Annotated in this window: 14 protein-coding genes; 4 read left to right on the plus strand and 10 right to left on the minus strand. The window is 36.3% G+C overall.

The annotated features are described in order from the left end of the window. Positions 1-52: 52 nt before the first annotated feature. Positions 53-1,936 (minus strand): DNA topoisomerase IV subunit B, encoded by a 1,884-nt coding sequence (gene parE, locus F948_RS14035; RefSeq protein WP_004910003.1) that lies wholly within the window; start codon positions 1,934-1,936, stop codon positions 53-55. A 17-nt stretch (positions 1,937-1,953) separates the two neighbouring features. Beyond that, positions 1,954-2,541: a YqiA/YcfP family alpha/beta fold hydrolase gene (locus F948_RS14040; protein WP_004910006.1), complete on the minus strand. Its 588-nt coding sequence runs from the start codon at positions 2,539-2,541 to the stop codon at positions 1,954-1,956. Between the two features lie 264 nt (positions 2,542-2,805). Here F948_RS14040 and F948_RS14045 point away from each other — a divergent pair, with 264 nt between their 5' ends. Further along, positions 2,806-4,152: a PGAP1-like alpha/beta domain-containing protein gene (locus F948_RS14045; protein ID WP_004910011.1), complete on the plus strand. Its 1,347-nt coding sequence runs from the start codon at positions 2,806-2,808 to the stop codon at positions 4,150-4,152. Positions 4,153-4,288: 136 nt separating this feature from the next. Here the strand turns inward: F948_RS14045 and F948_RS14050 are convergent, their stop codons facing one another. From F948_RS14050 to gshA, 8 genes are all read right to left on the minus strand, one after another. After that, complete coding sequence (locus F948_RS14050; RefSeq protein WP_004965012.1) at positions 4,289-5,029, minus strand: lysozyme inhibitor LprI family protein; 741 nt, start codon at positions 5,027-5,029, stop codon at positions 4,289-4,291. A 171-nt stretch (positions 5,030-5,200) separates the two neighbouring features. After that, the gene (locus F948_RS14055) at positions 5,201-5,818 is read right to left on the minus strand and encodes a hypothetical protein (protein WP_004910016.1); all 618 of its coding nucleotides are present in this window, start codon (positions 5,816-5,818) and stop codon (positions 5,201-5,203) included. Positions 5,819-6,122: 304 nt separating this feature from the next. Beyond that, positions 6,123-6,767 (minus strand): hypothetical protein, encoded by a 645-nt coding sequence (locus F948_RS14060; protein ID WP_004965014.1) that lies wholly within the window; start codon positions 6,765-6,767, stop codon positions 6,123-6,125. Then, positions 6,764-9,121 carry a cell wall hydrolase gene (locus F948_RS14065; RefSeq protein ID WP_004965016.1) on the minus strand — a complete coding sequence of 786 codons (2,358 nt, stop codon included), beginning with the start codon at positions 9,119-9,121 and terminating at the stop codon, positions 6,764-6,766. The genes F948_RS14060 and F948_RS14065 overlap by 4 nt, the downstream gene beginning before the upstream one ends. Positions 9,122-9,123: 2 nt before the next feature. Continuing rightward, complete coding sequence (locus tag F948_RS14070; RefSeq protein ID WP_004965018.1) at positions 9,124-9,738, minus strand: hypothetical protein; 615 nt, start codon at positions 9,736-9,738, stop codon at positions 9,124-9,126. Continuing rightward, positions 9,725-13,045, minus strand: coding sequence for a type VI secretion system Vgr family protein (locus F948_RS14075; protein ID WP_004965020.1), 3,321 nt, complete (start codon positions 13,043-13,045; stop codon positions 9,725-9,727). Before F948_RS14075 ends, F948_RS14070 begins: the two co-directional genes overlap by 14 nt. Positions 13,046-13,203: 158 nt before the next feature. Further along, entirely contained in the window at positions 13,204-13,710 is a 507-nt protein-coding gene (locus F948_RS14080; RefSeq protein ID WP_004910048.1) for a disulfide bond formation protein B, read from the minus strand. Positions 13,711-13,731: 21 nt separating this feature from the next. After that, positions 13,732-15,309: a glutamate--cysteine ligase gene (gene gshA, locus F948_RS14085; protein ID WP_004965023.1), complete on the minus strand. Its 1,578-nt coding sequence runs from the start codon at positions 15,307-15,309 to the stop codon at positions 13,732-13,734. A gap of 194 nt (positions 15,310-15,503) precedes the next feature. On the opposite strand from gshA, the gene F948_RS14090 reads away from it, so the two are divergent. Genes F948_RS14090 through F948_RS14100 form a run of 3 tightly spaced genes read left to right on the plus strand, consistent with a single transcriptional unit; the run spans position 15,504 to position 17,958 of the window. Then, positions 15,504-16,043 carry a DUF924 family protein gene (locus F948_RS14090; protein WP_004965025.1) on the plus strand — a complete coding sequence of 180 codons (540 nt, stop codon included), beginning with the start codon at positions 15,504-15,506 and terminating at the stop codon, positions 16,041-16,043. Positions 16,044-16,077: 34 nt separating this feature from the next. After that, positions 16,078-16,635 carry a CC0125/CC1285 family lipoprotein gene (locus F948_RS14095; protein ID WP_004965028.1) on the plus strand — a complete coding sequence of 186 codons (558 nt, stop codon included), beginning with the start codon at positions 16,078-16,080 and terminating at the stop codon, positions 16,633-16,635. Positions 16,636-16,650: 15 nt separating this feature from the next. Beyond that, on the plus strand, positions 16,651-17,958 hold the full coding sequence (locus F948_RS14100; RefSeq protein WP_004910060.1) for a DUF445 domain-containing protein: 1,308 nt from the start codon (positions 16,651-16,653) through the stop codon (positions 17,956-17,958). The last annotated feature ends 46 nt before the right edge of the window (positions 17,959-18,004 follow it).

The following is an 18,004-nucleotide window of genomic DNA, read 5'->3' on the forward strand; positions in this document are numbered from 1 at the left end:
AAGGCATAAAAAAAGCCCAGATCAACTGGGCTATGCAAAAAATCGATTCAAATCAAACCACAATATCCGCCAAATTACCTTTCTGCTCTAACCAGTGTTTACGATCAGCCGCTCTTTTTTTCGCGAGTAACTTGTCTAACAAACCTGCAGTTAAATGTGCATCATCTAGATCCAGTTGCACCAAACGACGTGTATTTGGATCCATCGTGGTTTCACGTAATTGACTGGCATTCATTTCACCCAGACCTTTAAATCGAGTGATTTGTGGATTTTTATTACCTTTTACTTTTTTCAGAATTGCCTCTAACTCATCATCATCTAGGGCATAGTGCACATCTTTGCCAATATCAATACGATAAAGCGGTGGCATCGCGACAAATAAATGACCGTCCTCAACTAAAGCTGGAAAATGTTTCACAAACAATGCACAGAGTAAAGTTGCGATATGTAGACCATCTGAGTCCGCATCGGCAAGGATACAGATTTTGCCATAACGTAGTTCAGACAAATCATCACTACCTGGATCAACACCAATCGCAATCGCAATGTCATGAACTTCCTGAGATGCCAAGACTTCATCCGAAGAGACTTCCCAAGTATTTAGGATTTTTCCACGAATCGGCATAATCGCTTGGAAATTTTTGTCACGCGCTTGTTTAGCACTACCGCCTGCAGAATCCCCTTCGACAATAAACAACTCACTGTCTTCACGGGTTAAACCAACACAATCTGCTAATTTTCCAGGTAATGCTGGACCAGCCACAATCTTCTTACGTTCGACTTTCTTAGCTGCTTTTAAACGACGACCTGCTTTGGCGATTGCCATTTCAGCTAGTTGAGTTGCGATCTCAGCATGTTGGTTTAACCATAACGCAAATGCATCTTTGGCAATATTGAGCACAATATTCGAAGCTTCACGACTCGAGAGACGCTCTTTGGTTTGTCCTGAAAATTGTGGCTCTTGGAATTTTAAAGATAGGATGAAATTCACCCCATCCCAGACATCTTCTGCCGAAAGTTTCATGTTACGCGGTAATAAATTACGTAATTCACAGAACTCGCGTAAAGCCTCTGTGACCCCCGAACGCAATCCATTCACATGCGTACCGCCTTGCGCAGTTGGAATCAAGTTGACATAACTTTCTTGAATCTGTTCACCACCCTCAACATTCCAGCAAATTGCAAATTCACATGCGGCTCTTTCTGCTTGTCCACTACTCACAAAAGCAGGTGCTGGTAAAATCTCTCGATCTTCCAATTCATCCATTAAATAGTCAACGAGACCATTTTCGAACTGCCATTCGATTTTTTCATTATTGATTTTATCGTCATAAATAATTTTTAAGCCTGCCGCCAATACAGCTTTGGCTTTTAAATTATGTTTCAGCGCTTTTAATGCAAACTTAGGACTATCAAAATATTTAGCTTCCGGCCAGAAACGAACGGTTGTCCCTGTCGCACGTTTCGCAACTTTACCTTCTAACACAGACAATGGCGCAACAGGCTCACCTTGCTCAAATGCCATTTGATACAAGTTACCCTGACGTTGTACAGCGACTTCAACCCGTGTAGATAAAGCATTGACCACAGAAATACCAACACCGTGCAAACCACCTGAAAACTGATAGTTATCAGTACTGAACTTACCACCTGCATGTAGCTTGGTCAGAATGATTTCAATACCACTTTGACCATACTCTGGATGGATATCGACAGGCATACCTCGACCATTGTCTTCAACTGACAACGAACCATCCTCATAGACCGTCACACAAATTTGGTCAGCATGTCCTGCCAGCGCCTCATCGACAGCATTATCAATCACCTCTTGCGCCAAATGGTTTGGGCGTGAGGTATCTGTATACATCCCTGGACGACGACGAACAGGATCTAAACCAGAAAGAACTTCGAGGGATTGTGCCGTGTATTGTGTCACTTGATCTGACTTCCTTTTTATATGCCTGCCGACAAAAATTCGAGTACTAAGGGTAATTTGTCTTTAAAATCATCCATTGCATGATTACCACCCACATCCGTTAATATCAATGCAGATGGATGTAGGGCACTATAATAGCGTTGTGCCTGACGATAATCCAAGACCTCATCATCTTGTTGCAACAGCACGAGAATTTTATCAGCCTGTTCTGTTTTCGTATCAGCAATTGATTGTAATTGCTGCAATTGATCGTGATCAAGCGTCCATGATTCAGTGACTTTGAGTGGGATTTGCTCAATACCAAACAACTCTTGAAAGAGTTGCCATGGTTGCATAGCAGGATTGATCAGTACAGCAGGACAATCATATTTGGCGACAAAATATGTCGCATAGAATCCACCCAAACTGCTACCGACCAAGACAACTTGATCGAGTGGTAAACTTTCGATTAAATTAGAAACGTGTTTTAAGACCACTTCAGGCGGTTGATTCAAATCGGGCAAATGCACGTGAATATGATCGTGATTTGCACAATATTGATACAGCTCTTGCCCTTTTTTTGACAGTGGGCTGCTTCTAAAACCATGTAAATAGATAATTTGCATATGCACCAAATTAGACAAGCGCTTGACTTATTGTGAAATAAATCACATTATTTTGCGTAATGATTAAACATATAACAATATAAATTACATTTAAGCTCGATATTGTCTGACACAAAAAACGATACTGAATTCCATTCATCAGTATTCTAAAAAAATTAGTTCTGAAAGACATAAGATGTAAGAGTTTGTTGTAGTTTATCTAAACAATGTTAAGTTAATAACTTCAAACCTTCGGTATATATATCAAGGATGGGGAAAAATAATATGCCAAGTTTAACACCTCTGCATGAAACCTACTGCAAATGGGACAGTACGCCCCCAAGTCAGGCAGATGTTTTGGAAGGTTTGGCACAATTAGTGAGCACAAGTTTAAGTGGTGTTCATGAACTGGTGCAATTAATTCAAACTGAAGTGTTAAGGACTACGCTCGGTTTAAGTGCACAAAAAGCCAAAAAATTACAGAAACATCCACAATTACAGAAATTCTATCAATTTTCATATGATGCTATTCAAAAATACGGAAGTAGCTTTCTTGCTCCTAGTCTGCGTCATATCGTTGAAAAATTTCCAGTTCTACACGATAAACCATTAACGCCAAGCCTTCATTTTGTTGTAGGGGCATTGAATGGGATTTTTGGGGATTTCTTCCTAAAACAACATAACCCAATGGCATTACCGATGGTGTTATATGATCACTATGGATCATTACAGCAAGGTGAACTTACTGGGCGTATCGTAATACTCACACATGGTTTATGTATGAACCATTTGAGTTGGTCAAATCATCGTTATGGCGGAATCGGTGAGCGTTTACTTGCTCAGCGTGACAATAACACGATGCTGTATTTAAATTACAATACAGGTCGTCGAATCTCTGCAAATGGTCGCAGTTTTGCCAACGTATTAGAAGATTTGATCCAGAGAAACCCTCGTATTACCAGTATCGATTTGATCGGACATAGTATGGGTGGACTGGTTTCACGCAGTGCGCTTTTCTATGGCAAACAAAATCTACATCAATGGGTACATATGGTAGAAAATCTCGTATGTATCGGTTCCCCACATCACGGTGCCGTACTGGAACGATTTGGTTTTGTCTTACAAGACAAATTAGGGGCATTCCCTTTTATCAGCCTGATCGGTCAATTAGTAAATGTACGCAGTAATGGGATACTCGATCTACGATATGGTAGTGTTCGTGATGATGACTGGGAACATAATGATGCGCGTATCGGCTTCGCGGACGACAATCGTAAACCTGCACCATTACCATCTCATATCAACACATTCCTGATTGCTGGAACATTAGAATTTGAGAAAGTTAAAAATAAAGCACTTAAAGTGATAGGTGATTATCTCGTCAGTGTTAAAAGTGCTCTTGGTGAACATCCGAACCCTCGTTTTCAGCTTAAATTACCAGATACACATAAAGCTGTTTTCTATGGTTTGAATCATTTTGAAATTCAATACCATTCGAGTGTTGCTGAGCAAATCACAAGATGGCTTTATCCAGAAGTTGGGGAAGTCGTTGAAGAAGGTGTTCAAACACATATGATTAATGTACCCAACAATTATACCTTTGATGATTTAGAAGGGATTGTTGAGACATAAAAGTAAAAAAGCTCAGCTGTATAGCTGAGCTTTTTTTAGATTTTTGAAATTAAATATTCAGATTAATTTTGCTTAACTGTAATTCTAATCATAAAATTCACTGTATCTTAGGTAAAAAAAATCTAAATTTAGAGCATTACTCCTCATAATCGCTGCAATCAATTTTATTGTTTTTCAAATTTTCATCAGTTGTATAGCCAATTTTAAAATTTAAATTCAATAAATCTTTTTTTCTAAAAACCTTAGGAACAATATTCCAAACATTTTTTCCATTAGTGACAAAAACTAAATTAAATTCTGGTACTTTATTATTAGTAGTATCAATTTGATACTCTACAGAAAATCCATCTTTTTTCTTACCAACAATATTATATATACGTGGCTCCTTTAACCCTTGATCACAAGCTTGATATATATAAATTTTATCTTTTAAAATCTTAATTGTACTTTCACTACAATAACATCCACCTGTTTCCAAATCTTTCATGATACCATTTGTATATTTAAATGGTTTTATTAGCTTTCCTTCTAAACTATCAAGGTCCAAATATGAATTTTTCAAATCTTTTATTTTAGAATTATTAAAATCACTTAAACATTTATAGTTTCCACTATTTGCTTCTTTTCCATTAAAATTACATTTTAAATTTCTATTTTTCAACCAAGAACATTGAGTATCAACAAGATATTTAACTTCATTTTTATTATCACTGATATAGCCTTTTATATCTGAATATACACTATTCAGATCATACTCACTATTACTATATATTTTTTTCTCGTCTAACCGTTGTGGTTTATAATCTGCAGCATTTGAGAAAATACATACACTGGTAACCAATAAAAAATTATAAAATTTAATAAAACTAGTTCTCACTATATGTACCTTCAATAAAAATCAAAACTCAGACAAGTTGCTATTTTTATAGTTTTTTTCTAATCCTAAAAACAAATATCACACCTAAGTTATTCATTTTAATAAACTATATTAGGTTGAAAAATGTAAGACTTACCATTCTTACATTTTTATTCAAAAAGAAAAACTAAATCAGTTTACCTGCTTAAAATATACTTTTTCCCCTTCAGAACATACTCCATAAAAAACTCCATAAGATTCATTCTTTACAGAGGGATTATTCAAATAACTATTACAGTCCAATACTAAATCTCCAGCATTTTTCTTAAAAAATATTTTTTGCTTTTGATAATATGGAGCACCCGTATAATTATCAGCTAAATAATAGATTCCCGATTTAAAATTCTTTGATTCAGCCTGTTTAGTTGCATATCCATTTTTTATAAAATCAATCCCACCCAAGGCTAGGTTAACTTTATCAATATTTAAACTCAACTCACTACTATTATTTTTATCAGCTTTAGCTTCTGCCCATCCAACTTGAACATCTTCACTATAAACATTTTTATAATATAAGGTAAAATTACCATTATTATCTTTTATATAAAATTCATCATATGCAGGATCAAGTCTTTTAAAGAGATAATTATCCATCTTTTTTGTAGGTGTAAAATTCTTACACTTTCCTGCCTTTTCACAGATTCGATATGAAAAATAAAGTTTTGTGTTACTTGATTTAGGCTGATCAGCTTCAGTTGTACATGCATACGTTAAACTAATTAAAAATACAAGAAATAATCTGCTCATCATTGCATAGTCTCTATGTGCATAGCACCTTCACCAGCTACATCTGCTAAAATAAAATATATTGAAACATTTGATACTTAATTTTGAACATCAACTGTTTTACGTAATTTAATATCAAATATTTTAGTTAAATATAATTAATAGTAATACATACCATCTTACACCTAATCTTATTACTTAAATAAGATTAGGTGTAAATAATATTATTCTCATATCAAGTACTTAGTCTCTCTAATTTATAAAAGTAAAAAAACTTACCACTCTTGCTATAAAGTTAAAGAGTTAATATAGTAAAAAACAACCTTGGTTATAACTCTGGAATTTCTTTAAAATAAATTTTTTCCTTATCAGAACAAACGCTATAGAACATGCCTGAATAATTATTCTTCGGATCTAAATCTTTCATATAACTTTTACAATCAAGTAAAAGCTGCTTATTTTTCTTTATAAAAGTTAATTTTTGATATTGTTTGAAAGAGTAACCATCATAGAAGTCATTAATTATATACATATCTTTTCTATAGTTTCTCGAGGGAACATAATTAGAGTTATCACCACTACCTATAGAATTATAGTTTCCTAAAGTTTGAAATATCTTATTAGTTTCCATAACTAGATTATTTTCATTATTTGTAACTATTTTCATTTGTGCCCACCCCATTTCAACACCTTCTGAAAAGATATTTTTATATATAACATAATATTTATTATCTTTTATTTCTATATAAAATTCATCTACCGGAGGCTTATAAGCAAACAATGCATAGCTGTTTTGATTTTTTGTATAATTAAATTCATTACAAATGTTTTTTAAAGTGCATTTTTTATATGAATAATAAATTGTATTAGCTGTATTAGCTGTATTAGCTGTATTAGCTGTATTAGCTGTATTAGCTGTATTGAAACATCCAGAAATTAATAAAACTAGTATTAATAATAAAGTATTTTTCATTGGGTTATCTCTATATGCATTGCACCTTCTCCAGGTTCATCCCCAGAAATAAAGCCACTAATGATACCATTAAGCTTAGCATCCTTACAGGCTTGCTTAAATTTTTTCCCTTGTGCATTCAAGTGACTATTAGTACCAAAACCATTACTATTTAATCCTATATCTACTACATTAACCTTGTTATATTGTTCAGTACTGACACAATGTTTGGAAACTTTTTTATTTTGTTTTTGTAATTCAATAATTTTCTCTACCATTTTACTAATAGTTTGTTCCTTCCTCATATTCTTGGCTTTACATTCATCTCTGACTCTTTTTACTTCTTCTCCCGGCGCAGTATACCTAATATTCTGACTATACATTGCATTAGCTTGGGATTCAGCTGTTCGAATTGTGCTTGTTATATATATTTTATTCATTCCCGCTTCTTTAGCTAAAAATGCTAATATTTTTTTGGTTTTTTCAGAAACAATATTTCGTCTCCACTCTTCATTCACGCCGCTAAATAGAACACTTACTCCTTCAACCTTAGCTACTTCTGCTTTTTGAATTTTCAAATTAATCGTTGCCATACTATTTTCAATTTTTCCATCAAAAATAATTTTCTCTTTATTGGATTCCAAAACTATAATTCTAATAGATTCATTTATTACCCCTTTATGAATTTTTTTACCCAGCCCATTTGCACCACTGACATGACTACGTTTTGTTCCTTTATACTCAACAATATAACTACCACCATTAAATAATTGATTAGTTTTAACGTCATAAGTTAAAACTGTAAATTCAACTTCTCTACTATCATTGACCACCATTTTGGGATGACCATCTTTACTTACCGCAGTGTTTTCATCTCTTTTAGGAGTAGAGTCATGAGTTTCAACTGGCTTATCAACTGGTTGTTTATGTTTTGATGAAGGAACTTGTCGTTTAGATTGAGCTATTTCTACAACTTTAGTCCCTGTCTTTATATTTTTTGATGCTTGCTCTATTGCTGACGAGTCAACGTCGATAACACGAAGCGATTTATTTTTATCAACTTTGATAGTCAATAAGTTCCGTTCATCTCTTAATTTATAATTCAGCTCGAATCCTGGCATTGCACTAACAGTTATCTTTCCATTACCATCAGTCTTTTTTTGCTTTATCTGATTTCTATATTTTTGAATTAAATTCAAATTTGTTATAGGTTTTTTCGTATCTTTATGTCTAAAAAGAATATTAAAAGTATGTAAATTAAGCTTTATCGTCTTTTCGCCCATACCTTCGTGTGCTGTAAAACGAATAATTTCTTGTTTTGAGTCTAGCCCACTAATTAAAAATGTAATCTCCTCGCCACTTAATGCTTTTAAGCTATTTTCAATACCATTAGCACCTACCCTATGCTTCTTTTCTGCATTTTTATATTTTAGAAAATAAGAAAAATTTGGAATCGGTTTATTTTCACTGTCTATGACTTTAATACTAAAATTAACATTTTTTTGCTGATCATTACTTTTACTTACTTTCGCGTTTTGCTCAACACTTGCTTTATTTTCTAATTTCACAGGCTCCGGTTTCTGCGAAGGAGTCGGTTGTTGGGTATGGATATCTGTTTGGGATTTGATTCCGCTTATACCATTTGCAACCACCAAAACTGCAGAATGATTTTTACCATCAGCAATTAATAGTACTGGCTTTTGATTATTATCAACAACAGGTTTTCCATCAACGGTAATCCTTGCTCCCCATCCTCCTTTCACTAAAATAGATCTAATTTTTCCTTGACTATTTGTCAATAAATTACTAAGAGTTGGCACTACTTTTGTTTTTTTGTAACCAACACTTACTCTAGAGTTAACTAATGGGCTAGCACTTTTATCTACAAATTGCAGGTAAAACCGTGATGTACCTTTGTATCTATGCCAACTCATATCATCATTTTCAGTACCTTTTATTTCAACTTTTTCTGTTTCAGAGTTTACAAATGCTGGTGGATACTTATAAATTTTTGGCTTATCCTTATGTAGTTGTGCTTGTGCTTTTGGGCTCCAATATAGCACGATGCCATTTGTAAAATCCTCTTCTTGTCTATTATAAATTGGTGACACTAAATCAATAATATGCTGAGTAGATTTAGAAATTTTATTAGATTTCATTTCCAACCTAACTTGTCGAACAGCATCAGTTTCATCTGTTAAAGCATCAAAATCATTTTTTAAATATCCCATTATACTTATGTGTTGAGCCCATTCACCAAAACCTATTCTGTTCATTATACAATGTGCAACGGCTCTCTTTGAAATATCTCCACAAATACCCGCTTCGCCTTTTATAGTTGCGATAAAATCAATAAACTCTTCAGAATAACTCATCGTTATTCTCCACATGGATTAGCTATTTTTTTATTAGCTAATATGGTTGATTCATTATTTGCTATTAAATTTAAACTACCATCAGGTAAAAAAGAACTCATATTTTTAAAATAACTGTAATAATCAAACCTTTGAATCAAACTATTAAATTCTTTAGTTTTTAAATTGACAATTTTTCTAGCCTTATTTGTAAACAATTTTCTTGCATAAATGATTTTCTTTTCACTATCACTTTCAATCAAACAATTATTTTTATTATCAATGGCAATAAATTCGTCTGTGGAATCCTCTTTATTTTGACTATAGAAAAGCGTAACTGAACATGGAGACCCACAAGATGTTTTTACTTTATATAAGTTTTGATTTATTTTTGAAATATTTAAAAGTTTGACACCTTTTATAACTATTTCATTCTGAGCATTTACAGTTCTCACAATGTCACAACTAGAATTATATTCATCCTTACATTTCGCCGAAACTTCAAACGTATCGCCATTTGCATAAAGATTAAAACTAAAAATAATTGTGCTCAATAGAAAAATTGATATAAAAGTCTTTTTCATATTCAATCGCGAAACTTGCGTTGTTTTTCGTTTAAATATTTCAATCATGTTCATGCTCTTCTCCACACCCACAACCATCAATCTCTTCATCGTCTAGTAATTCAGCTTCCTGTTCAGGAATTAGCTCTTTAATTTCTGTTAAATAAGCTCCCGGTATTAAAGCGAGTTCTACATTATCAACAGAATCACTATAAACTCTCGCGCTACTTTCTTGCTCAAACTCATATACAGCTTCAATTTTCTTAGAGTGATTAATCAATTTATACTTCATATTTTTTAATATATTAGTATCAAATATTTGATTTAAATCAAACCTCATACTGTACATCCCAGTTGCCGGCATTTTTGGCAACTCAGCATTTACTGTTGCTCCTCCCGTAAATAAATGCTGCCCAGCTTTACTTTCAAACTTACCGCCTGTGGTTGAAAATACGCCATTAGCATTAATTTTGAGCTGTGAACCACCTGCTGTTAATACAATTTCTTTTGGACTCGTAAGCTCGATTTTTTCTTCAGTAGAAATGAGCTTGATGACCTTCTTGGCAATTGCTTCAATAGCATCATCTTGTGCTTGCAGTTCCAGCTTTCCTTTTGCTGCATAGGCTCTAAAACCTTTTTGTGCTGCAAACAAACTAATTTTGTCTTGTGCATGCCCAATAATATTTTTTTGCGCACTCAGGTTAATTGAACCGCTGGCACTCTCAGCTATGTCCTGAGAAGCCTGCAAAATAATATTTTCAGGTGTGGTTAACGCAATTCCATTAGGGGATGCCAATAACATAAGCGCCTGTCTGAAAATCTTGCCTTGTTCTTGTTGTTTAGTATCGGAACTGCTTTCTAAGCCTTGGGTATAACCTTCCATAAAGCCTTGTAAAGAACTTAATGCTTTAGAAGGTGATACTTCCAATTTACTGCCTTTACTAAAAGTTCCGCACGCACTCATCAAATCAAAGTCTTTAATCTCGACATTGGCTAAGACTTTTCCAACCTCTTGAATACTTTCAAATGGATTTTTATGAATACGGTCTTTAATGCTAGCAAGTTTGCCTTTAACAATGTCAGGGCCATGTTCTTCAACGTTTTCGATAAATGCTTTTAAGTTTTCCACCGCATCTTTGGCATCGCTAAAGAAAGTATTAAATTCATCTACAACACCTTTTGCAGCTCCCCCTAGCGCACCAATATCTTGAATAAAACCACCACAGTCTTTTAAAGCGTGAATAGGATCGTTATTGATCCCTTCTTTAAACAGGTCCACCGTACTATTTAATGCCTGACCTGTGGTTTTTAACTCAAGTGACTGGATAAATTTGGGTAAGCGATTAATCACGTTCAAAGCATCAGTTTGTTGCTTGGCTGCAACTTCACTGAGCATTTTCATGCTTTCATAACCTTGTGACAGCAAAGATTGTGCTTGAGCGGCTTCTAGATGATCTGCAATCGCCTGTTCTTGAGCATAAGTACTAATCAACATGCCTTTACCAGCACGTACAGCCCCCCAAGCATCAGTTCTCAGTTCGAAACCTTCACCGCGACCACTGCTGGTTTCCTGAATTTTAGGATGACTTAAATTACCTAAGTTCAGTTGAGTTGCTGCATGGCTACTTTGCAACTGTGTACTGATTTGTCCTGTTGTATCATCGAAACGTAACTGGTTAAAACCACTACCATTGACTTCTTGACTACGGATACCACTGAGTTTTTTAGTATCGGGAAGCTGCCCTTTGACATCAAATTTGGTTGGAGAACGTTGCGCTTCATGGATTCGTCCTGTCACAAAGGGACGATCAATATTGCCATCAAAAAAATCAATAACGACAACTTCACCGATACGTGGTAAGAAGCGAGCTCCATACCCCTCTCCCGCCCAAGGTGTTAACACATCGACCCATGCTGAATCGGTATCATTGTCATTACTGCCCGCACCGCCATCATGTCCATGATCATCACTACGGGTAAACAGAAAGCGAACCTTAATACGCCCCCATTCATCTACATATATAGTTTCCCCTTCTGGTCCAACAACTTTAGCGCGTTGTGGATAGGCGATTGGGCGATGCTGTAGAGGATCATATTCTGGTGTAATTTTGATTTGACGGCGAATCAATGTCAGTTCATTTGCCTGCCGCTCAGCCTCTTCATCTTCTAGTGCATGCCAACGACTTTGTTTTAATAATTGGCGTACCTGTTGCTGTAAATCTTTCGGTAAATTATTTTGGTTGTAGAACGTTTTAGCAATAATCAAGAACTCTTGATCTACGACGTCATGCTGATTAATTTCTGGATGATCAATAAGGTTGAACCAATATCCTACTTGGCTGTCACGCACAGAACTATAAGCTTTAAAAAACTTGGCCTGAAAAGCATACCTGTCATTTAATATTTGATTTTGCTTTTCTAATTGGCTGTTACCTGAAGCTGTAGCTTGATCTTCACCTTTTAAATCCTGCATCCATGCTGGACTTACATGCCATGCTTGTTCAAGACCTAAACTGACTGAGTCAAAACTTGTAGAATGACTATGTGTGGTGATGACTGAACCAGCGCCTTCGTCTTGTGCTAAAGCATCAGGCTGCCAACGTTGCAAATGAACAGCAGTGGGTTGCAAACTTCGCACTGCGACAAAACCTGTAATACTGTCTTGGTATTCGGTTGCACTACTTCGATGATAGCGAATACTGCGTCGAGCTAAAGCTTGATATTGACTATTATCATCAATCAATCTTAGCTTTTGTGATTGAATCGGTATGGAAAAATGCGGAACAAAAAGCTCTGCTTCATCAATGAGCCAGCTAATCCCTTCACTACGCCATAAGCGTGTAAGAAAATCATAATCAGATTCATTATGCTGCATCACAAATGGACGCACATCATAACTTTGCTTTAGTCCATTCAGGTCAAGACTCAAACTTGCAGCAAATAATGGGCTTTTTTCTTGCCATTCTTTGAATAAAACTTCTGTAACTTCAACGATTGTTTTATTCATAAAAACACGACTATTACGGCGTTTATGCCATAAGTTTGTCGCATCACTCAGAGTCAGTTTATATAGAGTTAAGGCACCATCACTTTGTCCATAGCACGCTTCAGTTACTATGCCAGTCATACGGAACAACTGTCCTGAATCTGTGACTTGATCCACAGCCAGTTGAACACCGATAAATTGTTTTAATGCAATATGAGCATTGGTAGAGAGGCAAATTAACTCCGCATGTAAGCCATCATTCAGTTGATGCTTTCCCTCGATACGCTGTAAAAAAACTTGGTTATTTAATTCTTCATTAGAAAATTGTACGTGTATTGCACGTTTTTGTGCATTTAGCCCTATTTTTTCTAATACATTAGATATATTAAAAAGCATTTTTTTATAATCATAGGATAAAGAAACGGCTGCACTTTATAAAAAAAACAGACCTATCTGTCTATAATTATATTTTATTTTTAGCAAATCTTTACATTTTCGCTTATCAATAAAAAAAGAGCCTATAAATTTCGGCTCTTTTTATTCAAAATGGTATTTTAAGCTTTAGTAGAATCATATTTTCTAAACAACTGCCACAAACAAATCAGCAGAATAAAACTAAAATATACCAAAGACCAAACAGGTAACGACTGACCTAAAAAAGTCCAATCGATCAAGGCACATTCACCAGAACCTGTTAGCACTTGCTGTAAAACCGTTTTCATCGGCAAAGCTTCTACCAAATAATCCAAACCAGGACCACAACTTGGCACTTGATCAGGTGGTAGATTCTGCAACCAAACATGACGTGCAGCAACACCCGCAGACCAACCAATTGATAAGGTCGCTAATAATGCATAAAAACGTTTGAAGCCATTCGAAATCGGATTATGAATAAAAGCAATCAATGCGATAAATCCCATACCGATCAAACCAATACGTTGGAAAACACAAAGTGGACATGGCTCTAATCCTTGTACGTGTTCTAAATACAAGGCAAATGAGATACCAATAATACTGGTCAGAACAAGTAAAGCACTGACCAAACGGTAATTCCAACGCATGGGAAATCCTCTAAAAAATTTTTAACGGTATTTTGCAAGATATTGGCTAAAACTCATGTCGTTATCTTGTTCAAGTTCAGCCTGTTTTTGCAACGAAGTTTGTGCTAGCTCATCAAAATACTGTTTTCTTTCTTGGTTTAATACATGCTGATCATAATATTGCACATGTTGCTGAGCCATAACGCTGCCAAAACTCCATGTACCACCATGCTTCAAGGTATCTTCAATGACATGCGCTGAAAGCGTATTTTCAACATGTGCTAAGCGTTGTTGCATCACAACAATTGCGTCTTGATACAACTGTGTTTGATTCGCTTGATCGAGTAAAATCGCACATTGCTGAATAGTTGCCAAATGCTGCTGTGCCCAAGCTTGAAAAGTCATTGTTTTCTCACCAAGCTCAATCTTTACATCAGCTGCACGACCTCGATTCACAACCTCTGTTTGATTGCGATCAATCTGTTCTTGTTCATCTGCATACAACTCTGGACTATCACTCAGTAAACAATATAAAGCTAGACTTTCAAGAAAACCAGCAGCAATCTCATCAATACCGATTGAACTATACGGATTGACGTCAACAGCACGAAGTTCGACATAACCAACACCACGATTTTTCAACGCTTGTGATGGCGTTTCACCGGCCTGAGGAACTTGTTTTGGACGTACCAAACTATAGTATTCATTTTCGATCTGAAGCACATGATCATTAATTTGGATAGGTTCACCAGACTCATCGTCTAAGCCCAACGCACTAAACTCTGGATAAGGCGTATGTACTGCTTTCTGCAATCCATCCAAATAGTCATGCAGATCGTTATAATGAATGCCTAATTCTTTCTGTGCTGAGTTTTGGTATCCCAAACGCCCCATACGTAAAGCCGTAGCCTCTGGTAAATACAAAGTGCCTTTAACCAAAGGTTGTAAATGATGTTCACGACCTGTCAGGAAACAACGACAAACGGATGGACTCGCTCCTAATAAATACATCACCAAAGGAGTTAAACGAATAAAATTACGAATTAAGCCAAAATAACGATGGCTACGATAATCTTGAGCACTGAGTTGTTTTAATTCTTGATCGCTCTCTTGCTGTTGTAACTCAGCAAACAATTGATCAGGGAAAGATAAATTATAATGCACCCCTGAAATCGTCTGCATACGGCGACCATAACGCACACCTAAACCACGGCGATAAAGCGTTTTAAAACGACCAATATTCGAGGTTCCGTACTGTGCTAATTGGATATTCTCTTCATTATCATCCAGCATACATGGCATCGACAGTGGCCATAAGCGCTCACCTTCTTCTAGGTGTTGATGCACCACGGTGTGAATATCTCGCAATTCATCTAATGCCGCAGCAATAGTAGATTGAGGAGTGGTAATAAACTCCATCAATGCTTCTGAATAATCCGTTGTAATATGAGGGTGCGTGAGTGCAGACCCTAAAGCTTTTGGATGATTTTTTTGTGATAAAAATCCATTGCTTTGCATTCTTAAACTTTCACGTTCTATGCCGCGTAACATCCCCTTCAATAGCGAAGCATCTACCCATGTTGGAATCACAGAGGAAGAAAATGTGTTGGGTTGATTCATAATTTATATGCTCGCTTATTCAAGATCGGCCAACAAGATAAGTGTTAGCGACTTCGTTATTCTGCCAATTATAACGACAATTGTGATCTAGTCATCTGATTTAATTTGGCAATTTTTATCACAATCTTGTTACATAAGACACGCTGAATTTGTGATTTTATTAAAATAATCGATCTTTCATTTGGCACTTCTTCATGCAAGCACAAGACATTCTCGACTTTTGGTTTGATCCGAATCATCGTTCACTTTGGTTCGCGAAAAGTGATGCTTTTGACGATAAAATTCGCGAGCAATTTCAAATAATTCACCAGCAAGCAAGCCAAGCAGAACTTTGGTCTTGGCGCAAAACGCCAGAAGGTCGTTTGGCTGAAATCATTGTACTCGATCAATTCTCTCGTAATATCTACCGTGACCAAGCACAAGCATTTGCTTATGACAGTTTGGCATTGGCACTGGCACAGGAAGCGATTAGCTTACAACTTGATGCGCAATTGAGCCCTGAACAACGTTCTTTCTTATATATGCCGTTTATGCACAGTGAATCTAAATTGATGCATGAATATGCCCTCAAGCTTTTTCAACGCTTGGGGAATGAAATCAATCTGAGTTTTGAAAAGAAACATAAGATCATTATTGATCGTTTTGGCCGCTATCCACATCGAAATGAAATTTTAGGTAGAACATCAACGGCGGAAGAGTTGGAATTTTTAACCCAACCCAACAGTAGCTTTTAAGTCAGTTTTACAGACATTGAAATAGGAATTGCATATGAAAACTGTATTGAAATGCACCCCTCTCCTTGTCGCATTGGCATTTACAGGGTGCGCGACCATTCCACAACAACCCAAAACCTTTGACCAACTTGGTCAATTCACCGCTTATCCATTAAATAGCAAAACGTATCGTATTGGTTTTCAAGCAGGTCCAAATCTAAGTTATGGTACAGCTGAAGAAATTACCTTATTAAAAGCTGCTCAAACAACACTCAAAAATGGATACCGTTATTTTACGGTTGTGGATGACCCAAGTAATGCACGGAATAAAGCACCGCGTCAGACTGTGATTTATCCATCGCCTAGCTATTATCCATATGGCTACTATCGTCGCCATCCAGGCTTTTGGCCCGATCCATTCTATGATATGCCACAAGTGGTCAATATTGATCCAATCCAAGTGTCGTATACTATCGAGTGTTTCAAGACTCAAGATCAATCTCCAGATGCTTTTGACGCGCAAATGATTTTGCAATCATTAGGATCAAAGTACGGATTGAGTCCATCAGGAGATGTGTTACAGCCCGCTGTGCCCACTCAAAACAAAAAGTGAATAAAGGATGACTAAATGAATTCAGTCGAAGAAATCCACGTACCTAGCCTCCAGAGAAGTAAATACTTCGCCACGATGGCACTGATTATTGCGGTAGTGTCATGGATTGGCTTAATGGTCGCGGCGCATTTTTTTCCTGAATACAAATGGATCATCCATATATTTATGCTTGGTGCAGAAGCAGGTGTGGTTGGTGGTTTAGCAGACTGGTATGCTGTCACAGTATTATTTCGTAATCCTTTCGGCAAAATGCCTTTACCGAAATTACTCCGTGACCACACGGAAATTATTCCACGTAATAAAGCCCGTATTGCCGAATCGATGGGTCGCTTCGTCCAAGAAAACTTTTTATCACCGCAAATCGTAGAACGTAGTCTCAAAAATGCAGACATGAGTTTGGCAATTGGTGAATGGTTAGCGAATCCTAAAAACAATACGCAAGTGGTGCAGATGATTCAGCACACAGTCCCTAGAATTTTTGAATTTGTCAGCCAAGATCAAATTGCCCACTTTGTACAGAACAATAGTGTGCAATGGGTTCGTAGCACCAAAATCAACAAACTTGCCAGTGAAATGTTACGTGCTGTTTTAGATAATGATTTCCACCAAGATGTATTGCAACGTGGGCTTGATCTAGCACATGAATGGATGGTGTCTCATCCTGAAGAAGCACGAGACCTATCTCGTAAATTATTTCAAGAATTAGGCGTATGGAAACTGGCAAAAGGTGCGAGCTGGATTGGAATTGATGTACAACAACGGACGATTGATTCACTGATCGAAAAAGTTGAATCGATGTTAGCCAACCCTGATCACCCATGGCGCCAAGACATTGAAGCCACAACACATACACTGATGTTACAACTTGCTGATAACGATAGCGAAGCCAGTCTACGTCTAAATAGTGGCAAGGATGCTTTGCTCGATAGTCCTCAGGTGCTCAATTTTATTAGTGGTGCTATCGCGATCCTGTGTGATGCAATTAAAACGGATTTAATGCAAGAAGATTCAGGTATCGCAACGAATTTAAGAACTGCGATTCAACAGCTTGGTATAAGCTTGATTCAAAATGAAAAAGTTCGTGAAGTTTTGAATGAAAAAATGGTCGGCTTAGCAACCAACTTCAGTGAACAATATAGCGATAAAATTATTCGTTATATCAGTGAGCGCATCCACGAGTGGGATTCTCGAGAAATGATCGCCAAAATCGAAAGCGAAGTGGGTGGCGATTTACATATGATCCGTGTGAATGGTGTGATTGTTGGCGCATTTATTGGTTTGGCACTTGGCGTCATTCGTGCAATTGTTGAAAACGTTTTATAAACGATAGAGCCATATACGGTAGAGTCTTTCGACTTTGCCGTCTTTT

This window comes from Acinetobacter junii CIP 64.5, from assembly GCF_000368765.1.
GTDB classification, from domain to species: domain Bacteria; phylum Pseudomonadota; class Gammaproteobacteria; order Pseudomonadales; family Moraxellaceae; genus Acinetobacter; species Acinetobacter junii.

Coding starts and splice junctions, on each gene's coding strand:
- F948_RS14100 (WP_004910060.1), top strand. CDS start 16,651: ATGAATTCAGTCGAAGAAATCCACGTACCTAGCCTCCAGAGAAGTAAA.
- F948_RS14065 (WP_004965016.1), bottom strand. CDS start 9,121: ATGAGTTATTCTGAAGAGTTTATTGATTTTATCGCAACTATAAAAGGC.
- F948_RS14075 (WP_004965020.1), bottom strand. CDS start 13,045: ATGCTTTTTAATATATCTAATGTATTAGAAAAAATAGGGCTAAATGCA.
- F948_RS14060 (WP_004965014.1), bottom strand. CDS start 6,767: ATGAAAAATACTTTATTATTAATACTAGTTTTATTAATTTCTGGATGT.
- F948_RS14090 (WP_004965025.1), top strand. CDS start 15,504: ATGCAAGCACAAGACATTCTCGACTTTTGGTTTGATCCGAATCATCGT.
- F948_RS14095 (WP_004965028.1), top strand. CDS start 16,078: ATGAAAACTGTATTGAAATGCACCCCTCTCCTTGTCGCATTGGCATTT.
- F948_RS14070 (WP_004965018.1), bottom strand. CDS start 9,738: ATGAACATGATTGAAATATTTAAACGAAAAACAACGCAAGTTTCGCGA.
- F948_RS14045 (WP_004910011.1), top strand. CDS start 2,806: ATGCCAAGTTTAACACCTCTGCATGAAACCTACTGCAAATGGGACAGT.
- gshA (WP_004965023.1), bottom strand. CDS start 15,309: ATGAATCAACCCAACACATTTTCTTCCTCTGTGATTCCAACATGGGTA.
- F948_RS14080 (WP_004910048.1), bottom strand. CDS start 13,710: ATGCGTTGGAATTACCGTTTGGTCAGTGCTTTACTTGTTCTGACCAGT.
- F948_RS14040 (WP_004910006.1), bottom strand. CDS start 2,541: ATGCAAATTATCTATTTACATGGTTTTAGAAGCAGCCCACTGTCAAAA.
- F948_RS14055 (WP_004910016.1), bottom strand. CDS start 5,818: ATGATGAGCAGATTATTTCTTGTATTTTTAATTAGTTTAACGTATGCA.